At 70.2% G+C, this 18,665-nt stretch carries 17 protein-coding genes; 9 read left to right on the top strand and 8 right to left on the bottom strand.

Annotated elements, in window-relative coordinates; genetic code table 11:
- Window positions 1-446: 446 nt before the first annotated feature.
- Complete coding sequence (locus HV824_RS18535; RefSeq protein WP_176423908.1) at window positions 447-2,084, bottom strand: serine/threonine-protein kinase; 1,638 nt, start codon at window positions 2,082-2,084, stop codon at window positions 447-449.
- A 98-nt stretch (window positions 2,085-2,182) separates the two neighbouring features.
- A complete protein-coding gene (locus HV824_RS18530) occupies window positions 2,183-4,261 on the bottom strand; it encodes a S46 family peptidase (RefSeq protein WP_176423907.1) in 2,079 nt (692 codons plus the stop codon).
- A 134-nt stretch (window positions 4,262-4,395) separates the two neighbouring features.
- Between HV824_RS18530 and HV824_RS18525 the strand changes: the two genes are divergently transcribed.
- Entirely contained in the window at window positions 4,396-5,553 is a 1,158-nt protein-coding gene (locus HV824_RS18525) for a triacylglycerol lipase (RefSeq protein ID WP_255208146.1), read from the top strand.
- Here the strand turns inward: HV824_RS18525 and HV824_RS18520 are convergent.
- Together HV824_RS18520 and HV824_RS18515 are read right to left on the bottom strand one after the other, a co-directional pair.
- Window positions 5,547-6,611, bottom strand: a complete 1,065-nt coding sequence (locus tag HV824_RS18520) for a TonB C-terminal domain-containing protein (RefSeq protein ID WP_217917523.1) — start codon at window positions 6,609-6,611, stop codon at window positions 5,547-5,549. The genes HV824_RS18525 and HV824_RS18520 overlap by 7 nt on opposite strands.
- A gap of 226 nt (window positions 6,612-6,837) precedes the next feature.
- Entirely contained in the window at window positions 6,838-7,728 is an 891-nt protein-coding gene (locus HV824_RS18515; protein ID WP_217917522.1) for a haloalkane dehalogenase, read from the bottom strand.
- A gap of 160 nt (window positions 7,729-7,888) precedes the next feature.
- On the opposite strand from HV824_RS18515, the gene HV824_RS18510 reads away from it, so the two are divergent.
- Window positions 7,889-8,818, top strand: coding sequence for a LysR family transcriptional regulator (locus HV824_RS18510; protein WP_176423905.1), 930 nt, complete (start codon window positions 7,889-7,891; stop codon window positions 8,816-8,818).
- 62 nt (window positions 8,819-8,880) lie between these two features.
- Here HV824_RS18510 and HV824_RS18505 read toward each other — a convergent pair whose 3' ends face one another.
- Complete coding sequence (locus HV824_RS18505) at window positions 8,881-9,372, bottom strand: DUF4442 domain-containing protein (protein WP_176416755.1); 492 nt, start codon at window positions 9,370-9,372, stop codon at window positions 8,881-8,883.
- 98 nt (window positions 9,373-9,470) lie between these two features.
- Between HV824_RS18505 and dps the strand changes: the two genes are divergently transcribed.
- The 6 genes from dps (at window position 9,471) to HV824_RS18475 (ending at window position 14,638) form a co-directional block, all read left to right on the top strand.
- Window positions 9,471-10,022 carry a DNA starvation/stationary phase protection protein Dps gene (gene dps / locus HV824_RS18500; protein ID WP_176416754.1) on the top strand — a complete coding sequence of 184 codons (552 nt, stop codon included), beginning with the start codon at window positions 9,471-9,473 and terminating at the stop codon, window positions 10,020-10,022.
- A gap of 121 nt (window positions 10,023-10,143) precedes the next feature.
- Window positions 10,144-10,986 (top strand): SDR family oxidoreductase, encoded by an 843-nt coding sequence (locus tag HV824_RS18495; protein WP_176416841.1) that lies wholly within the window; start codon window positions 10,144-10,146, stop codon window positions 10,984-10,986.
- Window positions 10,983-11,609 (top strand): glutathione S-transferase family protein, encoded by a 627-nt coding sequence (locus tag HV824_RS18490; protein ID WP_176423904.1) that lies wholly within the window; start codon window positions 10,983-10,985, stop codon window positions 11,607-11,609. The genes HV824_RS18495 and HV824_RS18490 overlap by 4 nt, the downstream gene beginning before the upstream one ends.
- Window positions 11,610-11,677: 68 nt before the next feature.
- Window positions 11,678-13,123, top strand: coding sequence for a YdiU family protein (locus tag HV824_RS18485; protein ID WP_176416752.1), 1,446 nt, complete (start codon window positions 11,678-11,680; stop codon window positions 13,121-13,123).
- Between the two features lie 87 nt (window positions 13,124-13,210).
- Window positions 13,211-13,741 (top strand): inorganic diphosphatase, encoded by a 531-nt coding sequence (locus HV824_RS18480; protein ID WP_176423903.1) that lies wholly within the window; start codon window positions 13,211-13,213, stop codon window positions 13,739-13,741.
- The gene (locus HV824_RS18475; protein ID WP_176416750.1) at window positions 13,742-14,638 is read left to right on the top strand and encodes a CHAD domain-containing protein; all 897 of its coding nucleotides are present in this window, start codon (window positions 13,742-13,744) and stop codon (window positions 14,636-14,638) included.
- Window positions 14,639-14,753: 115 nt separating this feature from the next.
- Here the strand turns inward: HV824_RS18475 and HV824_RS18470 are convergent, their stop codons facing one another.
- The 3 genes from HV824_RS18470 to HV824_RS37445 all read right to left on the bottom strand — a co-directional run bounded on the left by HV824_RS18470 (window position 14,754) and on the right by HV824_RS37445 (window position 17,152).
- Window positions 14,754-15,356 (bottom strand): hypothetical protein, encoded by a 603-nt coding sequence (locus HV824_RS18470; RefSeq protein WP_176416749.1) that lies wholly within the window; start codon window positions 15,354-15,356, stop codon window positions 14,754-14,756.
- A 165-nt stretch (window positions 15,357-15,521) separates the two neighbouring features.
- Window positions 15,522-16,217, bottom strand: a complete 696-nt coding sequence (locus HV824_RS18465; protein WP_255208145.1) for a DUF2490 domain-containing protein — start codon at window positions 16,215-16,217, stop codon at window positions 15,522-15,524.
- Between the two features lie 119 nt (window positions 16,218-16,336).
- The gene (locus HV824_RS37445; RefSeq protein ID WP_255208144.1) at window positions 16,337-17,152 is read right to left on the bottom strand and encodes a hypothetical protein; all 816 of its coding nucleotides are present in this window, start codon (window positions 17,150-17,152) and stop codon (window positions 16,337-16,339) included.
- 167 nt (window positions 17,153-17,319) lie between these two features.
- On the opposite strand from HV824_RS37445, the gene HV824_RS18455 reads away from it, so the two are divergent.
- Entirely contained in the window at window positions 17,320-18,576 is a 1,257-nt protein-coding gene (locus tag HV824_RS18455; protein ID WP_176416747.1) for an Hsp70 family protein, read from the top strand.
- The last annotated feature ends 89 nt before the right edge of the window (window positions 18,577-18,665 follow it).

Here is an 18,665-nt window from a genome sequence, read left to right as displayed (position 1 = left end):
CACTGTCAGCAATGCTACATCACACAGGGCCCCCGGTCCCAGCCGAGCCCCACTCCCGGCTGGGACCGGGCCCTGGACGGCCGTCCGCCCCGGGGGGACGTGGCCGTACACGGTGGGTCCACCGGCGACGACAGGCTCCCCCCGAGGGCCCCTTGCCCTCCCCGCGCCCGCCTACGCTCGGTGTTGGGCATGACATGAACCGGCGTGTCAGCCCTCTTCAGGATACGTAAACCCTGACGCGCCGCACCAACGCCCTGCTGCGTCCTGTCCGGGCTGTCGAGCCTCGAACTCAGCAGGTTGGGTTCGGTCCGGGTCCTGACAGGGCACGGCCCCACGGTCCGAAGGGGCTGACCTTCGAGGAAGCGCCGGAGGGTTCAGCCCGAGCACGGCCTCGTGCTCGAGGCGCGCTCGGTCATCGCGCCTGACGCCTCCGCGTGAGCGGGGCGCTACTCCGCGCCCGCGGCGGGCGTTCCTGACGCCTCCACGCGTGGAGACGGCCGTGGCCACGCGGCGAAGGCCACGGCGGCTCCGAGCGCCACCATCATCACCACCGTGAGCGGCGTCAGCTTCCGTTTCGGCTGGGCGGCGAGCACGCCCTGCGAGGCCGACGGGGCCACGCCCGTCTTCGAGCGCAGCAGCACGGTCGACCCCACCGCGCCCGCGTCTGGCGCGGGCGGTCCATTCCGGGCAGCGCCAGGCGCGGACGGGCCCCCGGCGACAGGCGACCTCGCGATGGGCGCGGGGACCACCTTGGGCGACGCGACACCGGCCTGCGCGCCCCCTGCTGGCGGACGTGCGGGCCGAGCCGCGTCAGGCGCCCTCCCCCCGTCCCGAGGCGTCGGTTTCCGGGCACCCGGGCCTGGAGCCCCCGCGGAGGGTGACCTCGCCACGGGCGAGCGGGCGATGGGCGCGGGCACGACGTCCGCTGGCGCCACGACGGGGCGCGCCGGGGGCGCCTCCAGCTCCGGCAAGGGCATCGCCTCGGCGATGGTCGCGGCGTCGTGGGAGGAAACGACCGCGGGCGCGGGCGCTGGCAGGCTGACCGTCTCCGACTCCCGGAATGGCGGCTTCGCGTCGACGTCGCCTTCCTTCGTCCCGTGTCCCGAGCGCCTGCCGGGCACCGTCTCCGGCTTCGACTCCGGAGCCAACTCCACCGCGAGCCGCGGCGTGCTCAGCGGCGTGAGCATCGGCACCTCGCCCATCGTCTGGAGCGCGCGCCCCGTCAGCGCGGAGATGAAGCCGCCCACGTCCGGGAAGCGGTCCTCCGGGCGCTTCTCCAGCGCCTTCTCCACCGCCGCGATGACGTGGTCCGGCAGGTCCGACACCAGCGCATCCAGGGGCTCCGGCGGATCATAGACGATGCGGTAGATGAGCTCCGCGAGGTTGCCGTTGTCCCGGAAGGGCAGCCGGCGCGCCAGCATCTCGTAGACGAGGCACCCGAAGGCGAAGATGTCCGTGCGCGGGTCCACCTCGCCGTTCTTCCCGGTGGCCTGCTCGGGCGCCATGTACTGCGGCGTGCCCAGCAGGATGCCGCCCTGCGTGTGCACGCTCTGCGAGTCGATGACCTTGGAGATGCCGAAGTCGAGCAGCTTCACGTGCTCCATCATCACGCCGCCCACCTCGGTGGGCACGAGGAACACGTTGCCCGGCTTGAGGTCACGGTGGACGATGCCCGCGCGGTGCGCGGCCTGGAGCGCCGAGCCCATCTGCCGTGTGCAGGAGAACACCTCCTCCAGCGTCATCGGGCCCTTGCGAAGCCTGCGCGACAGCGGCTGGCCGCGCAGGCACTCCATCACCATGTAGGGCGAGCCATCCTCGAGGCTGTCGAAGTCCAGCACCTCGACGATGTTGGGGTGCCCCAGCTTCGAGGCAATCTCCGCCTCGCGCCGGAAGCGCACGAGGGCCTCCGCCCCCATGCCCGCATCGTGCCGCAGCACCTTGATGGCCACCTGCCGTCCACGCAGCCGCAGGTGGTTGGCCAGGAAGACGGTCCCCATGCCACCCCGGCCGAGGACGCCTGCAATCTCATAGGTCTCCCTCAGCACCGAGCCGAGGGGAATGTCATTGGGTTTGGAGGGAGCCATGAGTAACCGGTTTTCAGCTTTGAACCGGATTCTATCCTGCTCCCTCTGACATGCCTTGGCCACCGCGGCCAAGGCGTCTCAGTTCTTGAGAGCCGCGACTACTTCGCGGGCAAGAGCGCGGCGTCGCTGGCGGTGCGCAGTTCGTCCACCACGCGCCTGGCCCCGTAGACGTGCTCCAGCCCCGCCAGGATGCCCTCGCCGTGTACGGCGACCGCTCGGTTCGTCTCGGGGACGTAGGCATAGCGGCCCCCCAGCGAGTGCAGGTTCCCATCGAAGATGAGCCCCACCACGCGCCCGTCGCGGTCCACCAGGGGCGAGCCGGAGTTGCCGCCGATGATGTCGTTGGTGGTGGCCACGTCGAACGGCGTCTGGGGCGGCACCTTGCCGCGCGCCTTCAGCCAGGTGTCCGGGAGCTTGTACGGCGCCTTGCCGGTGTGCCGCTGATACGCGCCGCCAAAGGTGGTGAGCGCCGCCACGGGGCGGCCATTCTCATCCCAGCCCTTCACCTGCCCCGCGTTGAGGCGGAGGGTGAAGGTGGCGTCCGGATAACCGGAGGTGCCGTACACCGCGAGGTGCGCCTTGGCGATGCGCTCGCCGTTGCGCTTGAGCACCGCCTCCACGGTGTCCTCGTAGCGCTTGCGAGCCGCGCGGGCCTCCGCGTCCACCTTGCGCGCGAAGAGAATCATCGGGTCCTTGGAGGCCACCACCGCCGCCTTGCCGCCCTTGAGCAGCGCGGCGCGCACCTTCACGTCCCGCAGCTTCGTGCCACGCGCCAGGGCGCGCGCCAGGTCCGCGGGCGCCTCGCGTCCGAGCACCTGCTGGACGAAGGCATCATCCGCGCCCAGCGTCTCGCGCACGCGGGTGAGGCCGAACGTCAGCAGCGCCTGGTCCAGATCGAGCGTCACCGGCGCGTCGCGCAGCAGCTGCTGCTCCAGCGTGGGGAGCTGGGCCTGGGTGTACTCGCGCAGCCGCTCCGCGTTGGGCTTCTCCTTCTCTTCCGCCACGCGCACCAGGTGCCGGGCCATGCGGAAGAGCTCGGAGGGGTAGGCGTCCCCGGCCTCCTTCATGCGGTAGTCGGGCAGCATGCGGCGGTACACGTCCAGCGCCTGGGTGATTTCCTCCCATGCGCCGTCGGTGGCGGCCTTCACCTGCGCGTTGGCGTCCACCTTCTGGCGCAGCGCCGCCTCGTCCTGACGCTTGCCGGCCAGCAGCGCCGGGTCCGCCAGCGCCTGGTGCCGCCCGCGCAGCGCCTTGAGCCCGTTCTCCACGCCGCGCAGCAGGGAGCGCGTGGTGCGGTAGCGCTCCGCGGAGCCCCCGGCGTACTCGCGCAGCATGCCGCGCAGCTCGGCGAGCTGGAGCAGCGTGTACGGCAGGTTGACGTCGCGCTGGAACTCCAGCTCGGCGACGGTCGCCTTGCGCTCGGTGCCACCGGGGTGGCCGGAGACGAAGACGAGGTCCCCCTCCTTCGCGCCCTGCTTCGCCCACGGCAGGAAGTGCGGGCTCTTCGCGGGCGCGTTGTCCTGCCACACGCGCAGGAAGGCCGCGTCGAAGCCGAAGCGCGGGAAGTTGAAGTTGTCCGGGTCACCGCCGAAGGCGGCCATGGAGAACTCGGGCGCGAAGACGAGCCGCACGTCCTGGAAGCGGCGGTACTTGTACAGGTGATACCTGCCGCCGTTGAAGAGCGTCACCACGTCACAGCGCACGTCTCCGGACGTGGCGCAGGCGGCCTCCACCGCGGCCGTCTCCTTCTTCAGCGCGGTGTTGAAGGCCGCGCCAGTGAGGCCCTTCGTCGCCGCGTTCATCCGCGCGGTGACGTCCGTCATCTCCACCAGCTGGTTGGCCTCTACCTTGGGGCAGCGCAGCTCCCGCGCGGCGCTTGACGCATAAAAGCCCTTGGCCAGCAGGTCCTTCTTCGGCGAGGACAAATCCTCGATGCAGCCGCGGATGCAGTGGTGGTTGGTCATCACCAGTCCCTCCGGCGACACGAAGCTGGCGGAGCAGCCGCCGGCCAGCCGCACCGAGCCGAGCCGGACGTGGTCCAGCCACGCCTGCGTGGGCGTGAAGCCATGGGCCTTGTTCACCGCGTCGGAGGGAAAGGCGTCGTAGGTCCACATTCCCTCATCCGCGGCGGCGGGGAGGGACAGGAGCAGGCCGAGTGCGAGCAGTCTGCGATCCACGTGCGGGCGTCCTTCTGTCGTGACTGTGAGTGGGTGTTGCCGGTCCTGGACTTGACGGCCGGCGCGCGTCAACCTCCGGGCGGAGGACGCATTCCCCACAGGTATCATGCGCCGCGTCAGATATGGTGGCGGCAATGTCCGGCAAGCATCGCGTCTACCTCGTCCCCGGTTTTTTCGGCTTCATCAACCTGGGCGAGCTCATCTACTTCGGCCACGCCCTGGACTACTTGAAGGCGGAGCTGGCCCGCAGGCAGGTGGAGTCGGAGGTCATCATCGTCCTCTCCCACCCCACGGCCTCCATCCGCACGCGCACCGCGGACCTGCTGAGGGCCGTGCAGGAGACGGCCGCTGGAGATGACGGGCCCCTCCACCTCATCGGCCACTCGACGGGCGGGCTGGACGCGCGGCTGTTCGTCAGCCCCGGCGCGCAGGTGGCGGAGGGCCTGGACCTGGAGCCCTTCGCCAGGCGCGTGCGCTCCGTGACGTCCGTGTCCACCCCGCACGCGGGCACGCCGCTGGCCACGTTCTTCATGGGCCTGTTCGGACAGCGCATCCTCAAGCTGCTGTCGCTCTTCACCGTGTATGTGCTGCGCTTCGGCCGGCTGCCGCTGCGCGTGGTGTTCCGCTTCGGACATCTGCTGGCGCGGGCGGATGACCAGCTCGGGTTCAAGCCCACCCTGCTGGACCAGCTCTATGACCAGCTCCTGGGGGACTTCTCCTCGGAGCGTCGTGACGCGGTGTCGAAGTTCCTGAGCGACGTGGGCAACGACACGTCGCTGATTCCGCAGCTCACGCCGGAAGGCATCGACCTGTTCAACGCCAGCACGCTGGAGCGGCCCGGCGTGCGGTATGGCTCGGTGGTGACGCAGGCGCGGCCGCCGTCGCTGCGCACGCGCATGGCGGCGGGGCTGGACCCGTATGCCCAGCTCACGCACACCATCTACGCGCTGACATACGGACAGACGCAGCGGATGCCGCTCACCGCGCTGCCGCTGCACACCCCCGCACAGACGGCGGCGCTGGTGCAGGCCTATGGCGCGATGCCCGGGCCCACGGCGTGTGACGGCATCGTCCCCACGCGCTCCCAGGTGCATGGCCGGGTGCTGGCCGCGGTGCGCGCGGACCACCTGGATGCGATTGGCCACTTCGACCAGCCCGCGCACCAGCCGCCGCACGTGGACTGGCTCATCTCCGGCTCCGGCTTCCGCAGGCCCCAGTTCGAGTCGACGTGGAAGGCCATCGTCGACTTCATGCTGGAGGACGAGCAGCCCAACGTCCGGCTGGGTCAGTAGACGCCAATCAGGTGAATCTGCACGCGCGGATTCCCAAGGTACTCCTCCAGTCGCCAGCGGCTGCGCATGCCGTCATCCCGGATGCCCAGGCCCCCGCTGGGCTCGGGCGCGTCGGCGCTGGCGAGCGCCTCCCGGAGCTGGGACACGGCCCAGGTGTCGAAGTTCGGGTCGCCGGAGCCTTCGAGCACCTTGAGGTCGAGCAACTCCCCGTCGCGCGCCTGCCAGACCTCGACGATGGCCTTGAGCGCGAGCACCGGCGCGGTGACGTCCGCCATGTACATGTTCGCCGCGCGCCCGGCCTCGACCGCCGCCTGCATGCGATTGCGCTGCTCCAGCCGGTGGTCCCGGGGCTCGGAGACGACGGGGCTGCCTGTCTTTCCAAAGCGCGCGATGGCCTCCACCTGCTCGCGCTTCATCCGTGAGCCCAGCACCGACAGGTCCGGGGGTGGCGGGTTCACCAACTGCCTGGCGAAGCCTTCCCGCAGCTTCGCGAAGTAGGGGTGCGTGGCGCCGCTCGATGCGCGCGCGCTCGCGGCGGCGTCCTGGGCCCAGCCGTCCACCCGCTCGCGGGCCTCCTCGGCCTGCCGGGCCGCCACGGCCTTCGGGTCGGGAGCTTCGCCAGGGCGGAGCGTCCGTCCCGTCGACGGTGGGCCACCGCCCAGCAGACCACCGCCCAGCAGGCCCTCTGGCTCCAGGTTGGGACGCGGCCGTGGCTGTGGCGGGACGTCTTGAGCCAGGACCTGCGGCGGCGCTCCGGCGCCCGCCGGGGCGGCTTCGGACGGAGGTGCCTGGGACGTGTCGGGGGGCTCCGTCGCGGCTCGGCGCGGGCGCTCCGCGTGGCGCGGCGGCGCCCACTTCCGTGGCGGGCGCGGAGGCGCTTCGTCAGGAGGCGGCTGGCGGGGCTCAGGCACCGGCGGCGCGAGGGGAGGCGTCACGTCCTGGTAGACGACCTCCATCTCGACGGCACGCGGTGGCACCCGGCGCTGGCGGTCGCTGGGCGCACGGCTCGACAGCGCCACGAAGAGCGCTCCGTGCAGGAGCCCCGAAACCAGGAGCATGAAAATCAGCTGAGCGCGCCGCGACACGGCGGACAGCTTGCCTCGCCATGCCACCACAGTGAAGCAGCCCTGTGGACTGGCGCACGGGACTGACGCGTGCCTGCCAACTCCCCGCCCTCACCTTCCCTCCAGGCACGACTGACAACCCGACTTCGCCGGATGGCAGGCAAGCGTGGGTGGCGCAACAGGCAGGCGCGGCTGGAACGCCCCCCTTCCGGCCTCGCGGCTACCGTCCGCTGGCCGGCTTCCCCCCCTCCTCCCGCGGAGGCGCCAGGCTGCGAAGCCAATGGGCGATGGCCCGTCCAATGTCATCCGGGAGGTCCTCACTCGCGTGGTGACCGGCCGCGCCGAGCGCCACGACCTCGAGGTTGGCGAACCGGCCTTGAGCCCACTCGACGACGGACGGAGCGCCGAGCGGCGTCGGACTGTCGAAGGTGAGCAGCAGTTTGGGGACCTCCGGCGACGCTCCCATCCAAGCGACATAGCGCTCCAGCACCGCCATCATGTCAGCCGGCTGATTCTCGATGGGAATCTCCCGCGGCCACGCCAACAACGGGCGCCGTGAAGGCGCGTCTGGATAGGGCGCCGCGTACACCGCGGCCTCAGCCGCGGTCAGACCCCGTTTGACGCCGACCCCCAGCGACCGGGCCAGGAACTGGTTCTGCTCCAGCACCAAGGTCTCCCCCACGCCAGGCGTCCGCAGGTTCTTGAACAGCTCGGCGCCTTGCGGTGGGTAGTCGCTCCACTCGAGTGAGCGGAGGAAGGTCTCGTACACGACGAGGCCGCGGACCCTGTCGGGGTGGCGAGCGGCCCAGTCCATGGCCAGCGAGCCGCCCCAGTCGTAGCCCACGAGCACGACGTCGCGCAGGTCGAGCGCATCGAACCAGGCGTCGAGATACCGGGCCTGGTCGGCGAAGCGGTAGGCGATGTCCGGCTTGCCCGAGTCGCCCATGCCAATCAGGTCAGGCGCCAGCACGTGGTAGCGGTCCGAGAGATGGGGGATGACGTCGCGCCAGACATAGGACGAGGTCGGGTTTCCATGGAGCAAGACCACCGAAGGGCCGCGCCCCGCCTCCCGATAGGCCATGTGGGAATCGAGGACGTTGACGTCACGCATGGCTGTTTCCAGAGGCAAGGGAGGGGTCGCCACGCGCAAGCACGCGGTGAGCGCGACCGAGAGGAGCGGGAACAGCAGGTTCATCCTTGGCATGGCCCCTTCATGGGTCGCTTCTTTATTTTCGGATAGTGATTGTTCGTGATGGGTATCCTCACCACTCATGAGTATTTCCGCCCTCGACCTCAACCTGCTGGTGGTGCTCGACGCCGTCCTCACCGAGCGCAGCGTCGCGCGGGCCGCGCGCCGCCTCCATGTCACGCCGTCGGCCATCAGCAACGCCCTGGCCAGGCTGCGCGTCGCGCTTGGCGACCCGCTGTTCGCCCGCAGCGGCCGGGGCATCGTCCCCACGCCCCGCGCGGTGGCGCTGGCCCCCACGTTGAGCCGCGCCCTCAGAGACCTTGACCACGCCGTTCACGGCGCGGCCTTCGACCCCGCCACGACCACGCGGGAGTTCTCGCTCGCCATCGCGGATTCCGGACAGATGGTGCGGCTGCCTCGCATCGCCACGCTGCTGGCCGCTGAGATGCCACGCGCCAGGCTGCGGGTGATGGGCATCGACACCTTCCTCACGGGAGGCGGCCTGGCCAGCACCGAGGTCGACGTCGCCATCGCGGTGGGCGAGAAGTCCCCCGGCCTGCATCTGGAGCCCCTCTACCGGGAGCGCACCGTGCTGGTGGCGCGTCACAATCATCCCCAGGCAGGAGACCGTGTCTCCAGGAGCGCGCTGGCCAACCTGCGCCACGTCGAGGTGCAGGTGGCCCCCGGCAAGGGCTACCGCGCGTTGCCCGGCGCCTACGCCCGGCTCGGCATCGCTCGCGACGTCGCGCTGGTGGTGCCGAACTTCAGTACCGCCGCCGCCGTGGTCGCGGAGACCAACCTGGTCGCGACACTGCCCGCCTCACTGCTCTCCCGGCTCGGCCCTCGCCTCGGCCTCCGCGGCTTGCAGAGCCCGGTGCCCTCGCTCACCCTCACCATCAACCTGTGCTGGCACGAACGAACCCACGCCGACCCTGCGATGGTCTCCTTTCGCGACCTCATCCGGCGCGCCGGTGCCACACCGAGGACCCGGCGCACCTCGGCCGCGACCTGAGCCAGGGGGGATGACGACCGGCACCGCCTGGCCCCGGCGCAAGGGGTCAACCCCACGCCACCTCACGCCTTCTTCAGCACCGCCAGGAAGCGGGCGTCCGCGATGTGCGTGCCCTCGAAGTCCTCCAGGCGGACGGGAATCCACTCGCGGGCCTTGTCCCCCTTCTGCTGGAGCGTGGCGTCCAGGGTGTTGAACACCTCGGGAGGCGGCTCGCAGATGGCGCGCACGCCGCCCTTGGCCTTCGCGTGGAAGGACACCTGGAGCTCGTTCACCAGCGCCAGGTAGCGGCCCGGCGGGAAGCGGCGGAAGAGCCACACGCCCATCGTCAGCTCCATCACCGTCACCTGCACGCCCAGGTACACGCTGCCCACGTGGTTGCGCGTGCGCCGCTTCAGCGGCACGGACACCTTCGCCCGGGCATCCGAGGCGTCCTCCACCCGGACGCCCATCACCGAGGACAGCGGGATGATGTTCTTCACCGCCACCGTCAGCAGCGCGTTCGCCGCGCTGGGGGATACCTGACGCAGCCGTTCCACGAGGTCGAGAGCAAGCATGGTCCACCCATCATACCGGCCGGGAGCCCGGCCGCCTGCCCCCCAGGCGTCGCGCGCGGACTGGCATTCCCGGAAGGAATCCCCACCTTGGGGTGACCATGAACTTTCCAAGCCATGTCAATCTCCCCACAGACGCCCGTGAAGAGCTCATCGATTCGCTCAACACCCTGCTGGCCGACGCCATCGACCTGCATTGGCAAATCAAGCAAGCGCACTGGAACATCCGCGGCCGGCACTTCTACAGCCGCCACGAGCTGTTCGACGACCTGGCCAAGCACGTCCGCAAACAAGCCGACGAGTTCGCCGAGCGCGCGGGCACGCTGGGCGGCTACGCCGAGGGCACCATCCGGCTGGCGGCCAAGAACAGCGAGCTGCCCGAGTACGACCTGAAGGCCGTGGACGGTGACGACCACCTCAAGGCCCTGGTGGACCGCTTCGCCCGCTACGGGGCCAGCATCCGCAGCGGCATCCACCGCTCCGACGAGCTGAACGACCCCGTCACCGCGGACCTGCTCACCCAGACGCTGGGCGAGGTCGAACTGGACCTCTGGTTCCTGGAGAGCCACCTGCACGGCGAGCCTCGCGCGGGGGTGCGCCGCGGCGGTGAGGTCCGCGCCCAGGACGCCTCCACTCCCCCGTCCAACGCCTGAGCGGAGCGTTGACCACCGGAAGGCCCCGCGCGCCTGCTCAAGAGCAAGCGCGCGGACAGGCTCCAGCGTATAGAAGGCGTCCTCTCACGCTGGAGGACGCCTTTTGACTTCACAGACGCGCATGGACGGGAAGGTGTGCCTCATCACCGGGGCCACGGGGGGCATTGGCCTGGAGGCCGCCAAGGCGCTCGCGCGCATGGGCGCCACGGTGGTGTTGGTGGGCCGGGACGCGGGCCGCACCGAGGCGGCCGTGGCCGCCGTGAAGGAGGCCGCCCCCAGCGCCCAGGTGGACTGGCTCCGCGCCGACCTCACCTCCCTGAAGTCCGTGCGGGAGCTGGCGGAGACCTTCCGCTCCCGCTACCCGCGGCTGGACGTGCTGCTGAACAACGCGGGGCTCATCCTGGACCAGCGCCAGGTGACGGAGGACGGACTGGAGGCCACCATGGCCACCAACCACTTCGCGCCCTTCCTCCTGACGAACCTGCTGCTGGACGTGATGAAGGCCACCGGCCCGGCCCGCATCATCAACGTCTCGTCGGATGCCCACGCCGCGGGCAAGCTCGACTTCGATGACCTGCAGAGCGAGCGGAGCTTCATCGGCTTCCGCGTGTACGGCACGTCGAAGCTGGCCAACATCCTGTTCACCCGCGCGCTGGCGAAGCGGCTGGAGGGCACGCAGGTGACGACCAACGCCCTGCACCCGGGCGTGGTGCGCACGGGCTTCGGTCACAACACGCAGGGGTTCTTCCGCCACATCGTCAAGCTGGGCGCGGCGTTCATGCTTTCGGCGGAGAAGGGAGCGCGGACGTCCATCTACCTGGCGTCCTCGCCCGAAGTGGAGGCAGTGTCCGGGCAGTACTTCTACAAATGCCGTCCGAAGAAGCCGTCCTCCGCCGCGCGGAACGACGCGCTCGCGGAGCGGCTCTGGCAGGTGAGCGCGCAGCTCACGGGAGTCAAGGAATGATTGACCTGTATACGTTCGCTACGCCCAACGGGCAGAAGGTCTCCATCGCCCTGGAGGAGCTGGGCCTCCAGTACAAGACGCACGTGGTGGACATCACGAAGGGCGAGCAGTTCAAGCCCGAGTTCCTGGCCATCAACCCCAACAACAAGATTCCGGCCATCGTCGACCACGCGGCGCTGGACCACCGTCCGCTCACCGTCATCGAGTCCGGCGCCATCCTCATCTACCTGGCGGAGAAGACGGGCCAGCTCTTGCCCTCCCACCCGCGCGGCCGGGCGGAGGTGCTGGAGTGGCTGATGTTCCAGATGGGCGGCGTGGGCCCCATGTTCGGCCAGCTCAACCACTTCGCCCGCTTCGCCCCCAAGAAGGTCCCCTACGGCATCGAGCGCTACCACGCCGAGTCCCGGCGGCTCATCGGCGTGCTCGACGGAAAGCTGGGCGGGGGGGACTACGTCGCGGGCCGCTACTCCATCGCGGACATCGCCCTGTACCCCTGGGTGGCCGGCACCCGCGCGTACTTCCCCGAGCTGTTCCAGGGCTCCAGCAACGTCGTGCAGTGGCTCCACCGCGTGGGCAGCCGTCCCGCCGTGGAGCGCGGCATGAAGGTCCCCGAGCTCAAGTAGTCCCACGCAGCTTGCCTGGAAGCGCGGTGGCCGGATGGCCGCCGCGCTGCCGTGTGTTCTCCCCTGTCATGGCCACGCTCGAACAGCTCCGATTCGACAACACCTACGCCCGCCTGCCCGCTGGGTTTGGCGCGCGCGTCCACCCCAGTCCCTTCCCGGACGCGAAGCTGGTGAGCGTCAACCCCGCCGCCTTGAAGCTCCTGGACCTGACGCCCGAGGAAGCGCGGCGGCCGGAGTTCGTCGCGGCGCTGGGCGGCGAAGCGCCCCTGCCGGGCATGGAGCCCTTCGCCATGGTGTACGCGGGGCACCAGTTCGGCGTGTACGTGCCCCGGCTGGGCGACGGCCGCGCCCTGCTGCTGGGCGAGGTCCGCAACGCCGCCGGTGAGAAGTGGGACCTGCACCTCAAGGGCGGCGGGCCCACGCCCTTCTCGCGCGGGGGCGACGGACGCGCGGTGCTGCGCTCCACCCTCCGCGAGTACCTGTGCGGTGAGGCCATGCACGGCCTGGGCATCCCCACCACGCGGGGCCTGGGCATCCTCGGCAGCCAGGCGCCGGTGTACCGCGAGGCGGTGGAGACGGGCGCGATGCTGGTGCGCATGGCGCCCTCGCACGTGCGCTTCGGCTCCTTCGAGTTCTTCCACTACACCGAACAGCGTGAGCACGTGGCCACGCTGGCCGACCACGTCATCACCGAGCACTTCCCTCACCTGGCGGGCCAGGCGGGCCGCTACGCGCGCTTCTACACGGAGGTGGTGGAGCGCACGGCGCGGCTGATTGCGCAGTGGCAGGCGGTGGGCTTCGCGCACGGGGTGATGAACACGGACAACATGTCCATCCTGGGCCTCACGCTGGACTACGGGCCCTTCGGCTTCCTGGACGACTTCGAGCCGGGCTTCATCTGCAATCACTCCGACGACCGGGGCCGCTACGCCTTCGACCAGCAGCCGCGCATCGGCCTGTGGAACCTCGCGTGTCTGGGCGAAGCGCTGCTCACCCTCATCTCGGAGGACGAGGCCCGCGCGGCGCTGGCCACCTACCAGCCCGCCTTCAACGCGCACTTCATGGACCGGATGCGCGCGAAGCTGGGCCTGCGGGAGGCGCGCGACGAGGACCGCGAGCTGGTGAGCGACTTGTTCGCCCGCATGGCAGAGGCCCCCGTGGACTACACGCGCTTCTTCCGCGCGCTGGGCTCGGACGCCCGTCCCGTGCGTGACATGTTCTCCGCCCCCGAGGGCTTCGACGCCTGGGCCGGGCGCTACCGGGCGCGGCTGGCCGCCGAAGGCAGCGTGGACCCAGAGCGCCACGCGCGCATGGCCCGGGTGAACCCCAAGTACGTGCTGCGCAACTGGGTGGCGCAGGAGGCCATCTCCCGCGCGGAGGCTGGGGACTTCTCGCTCGTGGACCGGCTGCTCGGCGTGCTGTCGGACCCGTTCGCCGAGCACCCCGACGCGGAGTCCTACGCGGCGGCGCCGCCCGCCTGGGGCCGGCACCTCGAGGTGAGCTGCAGCTCCTGAGGCCGCGCGCTGGTGAAGGTTGAAGAGGCGAAGCTTCCGCCCGGACGCGCTTGCCGGAACCCACGGCAGGCGCAACCTTTGCTGTCTATGGTGACGGACCTCACCCGGTTGCCCTTGCGAGGGAAACAAGGCGCCTTTCACGTCGTCGTCGAGTCTCCCCGAGGCTCCACGCTGAAGCTCAAGTACGACACGGCGCTCCAGGCCTTCAGCCTCTCACGGCCGCTTCCCAGGGGCCTGAGCTATCCCTTCGACTGGGGCTTCATCCCCTCCACCCAGGGGCCGGATGGGGACCCGCTGGATGCCATGGTGTACTGGGACGACACGAGCTTTCCCGGCGTGGTGCTGCCCTGCCGCGCGCTCGGCGTGCTCCAGGTGGAGCAGAACACGGGCGGCGGCGGACGCGAGCGCAATGACCGCATCCTCGCGGTCCCCGTCACCCCGTCCCGCGCCGGACACCTGACGGACTTCCAGCAACTGCCACGGCGCGAGCGAGAGGAGCTGGAGCACTTCTTCCTCGCCGCCGTGCGCTTCGAGGACAAGGACGCGCGCATCCTGGGCTGGGAGGGGCCGGAGGGTGTGGAGCGGATGCTCCGCCAACACGCACGCACGGAGGAATAGATGGCTCACCCCACGCCCATCCGAGGACTCGGGCCCGACAGCCGACTGGGCGACGCCGCGCGCCGCATCCTCGCGGGCCGGCTCGCGGACGTCCGCAAGCCAGAGGCCGGCTTCCAGGACGCCGTGGATGACGAGTCCGTCCATGACATGCGCGTGGCCACCCGGCGGCTCCGCGCCGCCCTCAAGGTGTTCCGCTCCCTGGGCGGCCTGAAGAAGCTGGAGCGCGACGTGAAGCGCATCCAGGACGCGCTGGGGGGCGTTCGCGACGTGCACGTCCAGTCCGCGTGGCTGGAGGGCGTGGCCCGGAAGGCGAGCAAGAAGCCCCAGGTGCGCGCCGGCATCCAGGCGCTGCGCAAGAAGCGGCTGTCCGAGCTGGAGACGCACGAGACGCGCCTGCACGCGGAGCTGGAGCGCTGGGTGGACAAGACGGTGCCCCGGCTCTTGCGCAAGCTGGACGGACTGGATGACGGGCACCGCTTCGCTGGCCGCCGCGTCCGGGACACGCTGCGCCAGCGCCTCAAGCGCGTGCAGAAGCGAATCGACACGTACGTGGACGCGGCCGACGCGGCGTCCGCCCACGAGCTGCGCAAGGAGCTGAAGCGGCTGCGCTACGAGCTGGAGATCTTCCAGCCGGCCTTCCGCCGCACCCTGGACGCGCTGCTGGAGGTGCTCGTCCCGCTCCAGGACGGCCTGGGCGAGCTGCATGACGCCGACGTGCGGCTGGAGCTGTTCGAGCGGCTGGCCGCGGAGTCCGCGCCGCGCGAGCGCAAGTCCGCTCGGGCGCTGCTCCCCCTGGTCCGGGAGGAGCGGACGAAGCGCGCGGCGGAGATTGCCCGCGAGGTCCAGCGCTGGCGCACGGAGGAGATTCCCAAGCGCCTGCGCCGCATGTTGACCTGAAGGCCACGGAGCGTATGTGGCACATCCCCAATGGCACACAGTCTGTCTGGTCAGTTGAAACGACTCAACCCGCCCGCCACGCCCAGGTGAGGCCCAGACGTGGCGGACCTGTGTATTACGGCCAGGGGGCCGGGTCCGGGTTCGGATCCAGGCAGCGCGGGCCGACGCAGCAGTCGACGTAGCACGTCACGACGTCCTCGCCCGGCCCGCAGATGCCGTCACCACAGGCGAGGATGAGGCCGCAGTCCTGCCGGCAGCTCCGGGGCGTCTCCAGGCCGTTGCAGACGCCGTCGCCACAGAGGGAACCACAATCAAAGTCGCAGGTCGCGGTCGTCTCCGAGCCGTTGCAGATTCCGTCGCCGCACCAGGTGACGGGGCCGCAATCCTGGGGGCAGGTGTTGGTGGTCTCGTTGCCGTTGCAGATGCCATCACCACAGTAGGCGAGGATGAGGCCGCAGTCCTCAGGGCAGGTGCGACTCGTCTCGCGCCCGTTGCACACCCCGTCCCCACACCACATGAGCACGTTGCAGTCCCAGGGACAGTTGTCGCCGTTCTCCCCGTTGAGGGTGTCACAGAACCCGTCGCCACACAGGTAGCGCTGAACCTCCGCCTCGGACTGCCCCACCTCCACCAGCTCCGACTCCGACTCCACGGGGCCACAGGCGGCGAACAGCCCCAGCGACAACCCTGCCAGCATGACGACCAGACGAGACTTCACGTGAACCTCCTTGGGGGAACGAGGCCACGCATGTCAGCGCATTCTGAATAAACAGACAACACCCGGGCTCATGAAACGCGATTTCAACAACCACCGCGACACAGGTGCTGCGCACGGAGACCGCGTCCGTCCTGACCCGGCCTCCGCGTTTTGTAGCGCATTCCGTTACATGTAATTGAAGGGCATGTTGACGGAGAGCGTGTGGATGAGCTGATCGGTCTGCTCGGAGGGCCTGCGCGTGAAGGCGTTGAGGTAGCCCACCTCGATGGAGGAGTGGTCCCCGAGCTTCCAGCCCGCGCCGACGAACGCGCGGTTCATGTCGAAGCCGGCGCTGGGGCCATTCGCCACCGAGTTGAGGTGGTAGAAGACCTCATCCCAGACAATCAACGACAGCCGCCCCTGCGCGGCCACGGGGCGCGCCCCGCGCAGCATGACGCGGGCACGGTGGGAGACCTCTGTCGTGCCGGGCAGGAAGCGCTGCTCCAGGCGGGCGCGGAGCGTGCCCGCCACCTGCCCGAACTTCGGCGTGTAGAGGAGCTGCTGGAAGAGGCGGCTTTCGCCCTGGCGCAGGGCCGGGTCACCCTCCCACTGCCACAGCGGAATCCAGGCCGGCCCCAGCCACAGCGACAGGTCCTGGCCCACCCGCACACCCGCCGCCGAGCGGAGGATGGCGCGGGCGTCGTCCTTGCCGAAGCGCGGCTGGGCTTCCAGGTAGTAGAGGAAGTGCTCCCCGATGCCCCCTTGCGCCGACACCGTGTACCAGAGCTGGGCCTCCGCGCTGACGGGCCGGGCCTCCACGGTGCGAAGGGGAATGACGAGCAACAGACTGATGAGGGGAATCCAGGTCGCCGTACGCATCATGCGCATGCCCTAGAGCACGACGCGCGCACCGGCTCAACGGGTCAAAGCACGAGTGCAGTCTGACTGACGATGACGCGTCCGCCCTTCACCGTGAGGGAAGGACGGACGGCCCATGCCACCTACTGCGTGGGCTGCTGGGAACCCGGGGTGGACTGGCCACTCTCCGGAGCGGCCGGCGCCGTGGGCTGCACCTGCGAGGTCGCCTCGATGCGCACCGCCTGGGGCTCCCCGCTCTGCTCGTCGGTCCGGTACGAGGCCCGGACCTGGCTGCCCTCCTGGATGTCCCCAGCGCTGGCCTGGCGCCCGTCCACCGTGACCTGCGTCTGCGGCGACATCTGGAGGCGCAGCTGCGGCTCGCCCTGTGAGCTGAGCAACAGCTCGTCGTCGTTGGCGCTCAGCACCTCACCGACGATTTGCTGCTCGGTGCCCTGCTGCTGCTGTTGCGCCTGGGGCGCGGGCGCCACGGCCACCGGCTGCTGCGACTGCTGACGAAGCTGCTCGGTCTGCTGGCGGGCCTGCTGGTTCTGCTGCGCCAGCCTCTCGCTCTGCTGACGCTGGGCCTGCTGCGCCTCCTGCTGGGCCTGCTGCGCCTCCTGCCGGGCCTGCTGCGCCTGCTGCTGCGCGCGCTGCTGGGCCTGCTGGGCCTCCTGCGAGGCCGTATGCGCCTGGGCCTGGGCCTCCTGATACGCCTGCTGCTTCTCGTGGAGCTCCTTTTGGGCGCTGGCGGCCTGCTCCTGCTGCTTGCTCGCCTGCTCCTGGGCCTGGCGGGCCGAGCCGAAGGCGCTCTCCGTGCGCTGCTGCGCCTGCGCCAACTGGTCATTCACCGTGGACTGCCCGCTTGCCTGCCCTTGGGTCCCCCGGTCGCGTTCTTCACACGCCGTCCCCAGCGTCAATGCAGCGGCGCCCGCCATCAACCACCCCGCTCGAAATCTCATTGGATGTCTCCCGTCCGTCATGCACGTCCTGGGAGAAAGATGGCGAGCGGCATCCTCGCGCCAACCCACATCCGCGCCAGGCGTCCGCCCTCCCGGCCGCCCACCTCCACTTGTTGATGCACGAAGCGCTACCCATGGATGGGGTTTAACGGTAAGGGGCGCCCCCCATGCGTGCGTGCGGACTCGATTTCGGAACCAGCAACACCGCCGCGGCCCTGCCTGACGGCACGGTGCTGTCCCTGCAACCCCATACCTCGGAGGCCCGTCTCTTCCGCTCCGTCCTCTTCTTCCCGGACGACGAGCAGGACATCTACGCCGGCGCCGACGCCATCCAGCGCTACCTGGAGGACAACACCGGACGTTTCATCCAGTCCGTGAAGTCCTTCCTCCACTCCAGCTCCTTCCGCGCCACCCAGGTGAAGGGGCGCACCTACACCATTGAAGAGCTGGTGGCCGTGCTGCTGCGCCGCGTGCGGGACGCCGCCGCGAGCAGCATGGGCGGCGCGCCCGAAGCCGTCGTGCTCGGCCGGCCCGCCGTCTTCACGCCGGACCCGGAGGCGGATGCCCTGGCCCAGCAGCGCCTGCTGCGCGCCGCGGAGCTCGCGGGCTTCCAGCATGTCCAGTTCCTCATCGAGCCCATCGCCGCGGCGCTCGCCTATGAGGCCCAGCTCACCCGCGACGAGCTCGTGCTGGTGGCGGACTTCGGCGCCGGCACCACCGACCTCACCCTGATGCGCCTGGGCCCCAGCCGCCGCGGCAACCCGGACCGCCGCCAGGACGTGGTGGGCTCCACGGGCGTGCGCATCGGCGGAGACCGCTTCGACGCCGAAATCATGCGCCACAAGCTGCTGCCCCGCTTCGGCGCGGGCTCCACCTACCAGGTGCGCGGCTTCAGCGACAAGCGGCTGCCCATTCCCCAGCACATCATGGCCAAGCTGCTCACCTGGCACGAGATGTCCTTCATCCGGGAGAAGTCCACCCAGGAGCTGCTGGAGACCATGCTCAACACGAGCGACCGCAAGGCCGAAATCCAGGCCCTGTACGACCTCGTCATGGACAACCTGGGCTACCGCCTGTTCCGCGCCATTGAAGCGGCCAAGGTGCGCCTGTCCCAGGAAGAGCAGGCCACGGTGGACTTCGAGGAGGCCCGCATCACCCTCCACGAGCCCATCACCCGCGAGGAGTTCGACACCTTCAGCAAGCCCCTGCTGGACGAGCTGGACGCGTGCACCACGGGCCTGCTGGAGAAGCACGCGGAGGCGAGGGACATCGACGCGGTGTTCCTCACCGGCGGCTCGTCGCAGATTCCCGCGGTGCGCCAGCTCTACGTGCGCCGCTTCGGCGAAGGGCGCGTGCGCACCGCGGATGCCTTCACCTCCGTGGCCGAAGGGCTCGGGCGCGCGGCGGCGCACCTGTCCGTCTGAGCCGGACGTCCGGGGCGGGGCCTACGGGCCCACGTCCACGGCGCGGCTGAGCCACCCCACCCCGCCCCGGACGTCCGGCTCAGACGGAC

Origin of the sequence: Myxococcus sp. AM009 (assembly GCF_013372605.1) — a bacterium.
GTDB classification, from domain to species: domain Bacteria; phylum Myxococcota; class Myxococcia; order Myxococcales; family Myxococcaceae; genus Myxococcus; species Myxococcus vastator.
Note: the sequence above shows the minus strand (reverse complement) of the source record. Positions and strands in the feature narration are given on the sequence as shown.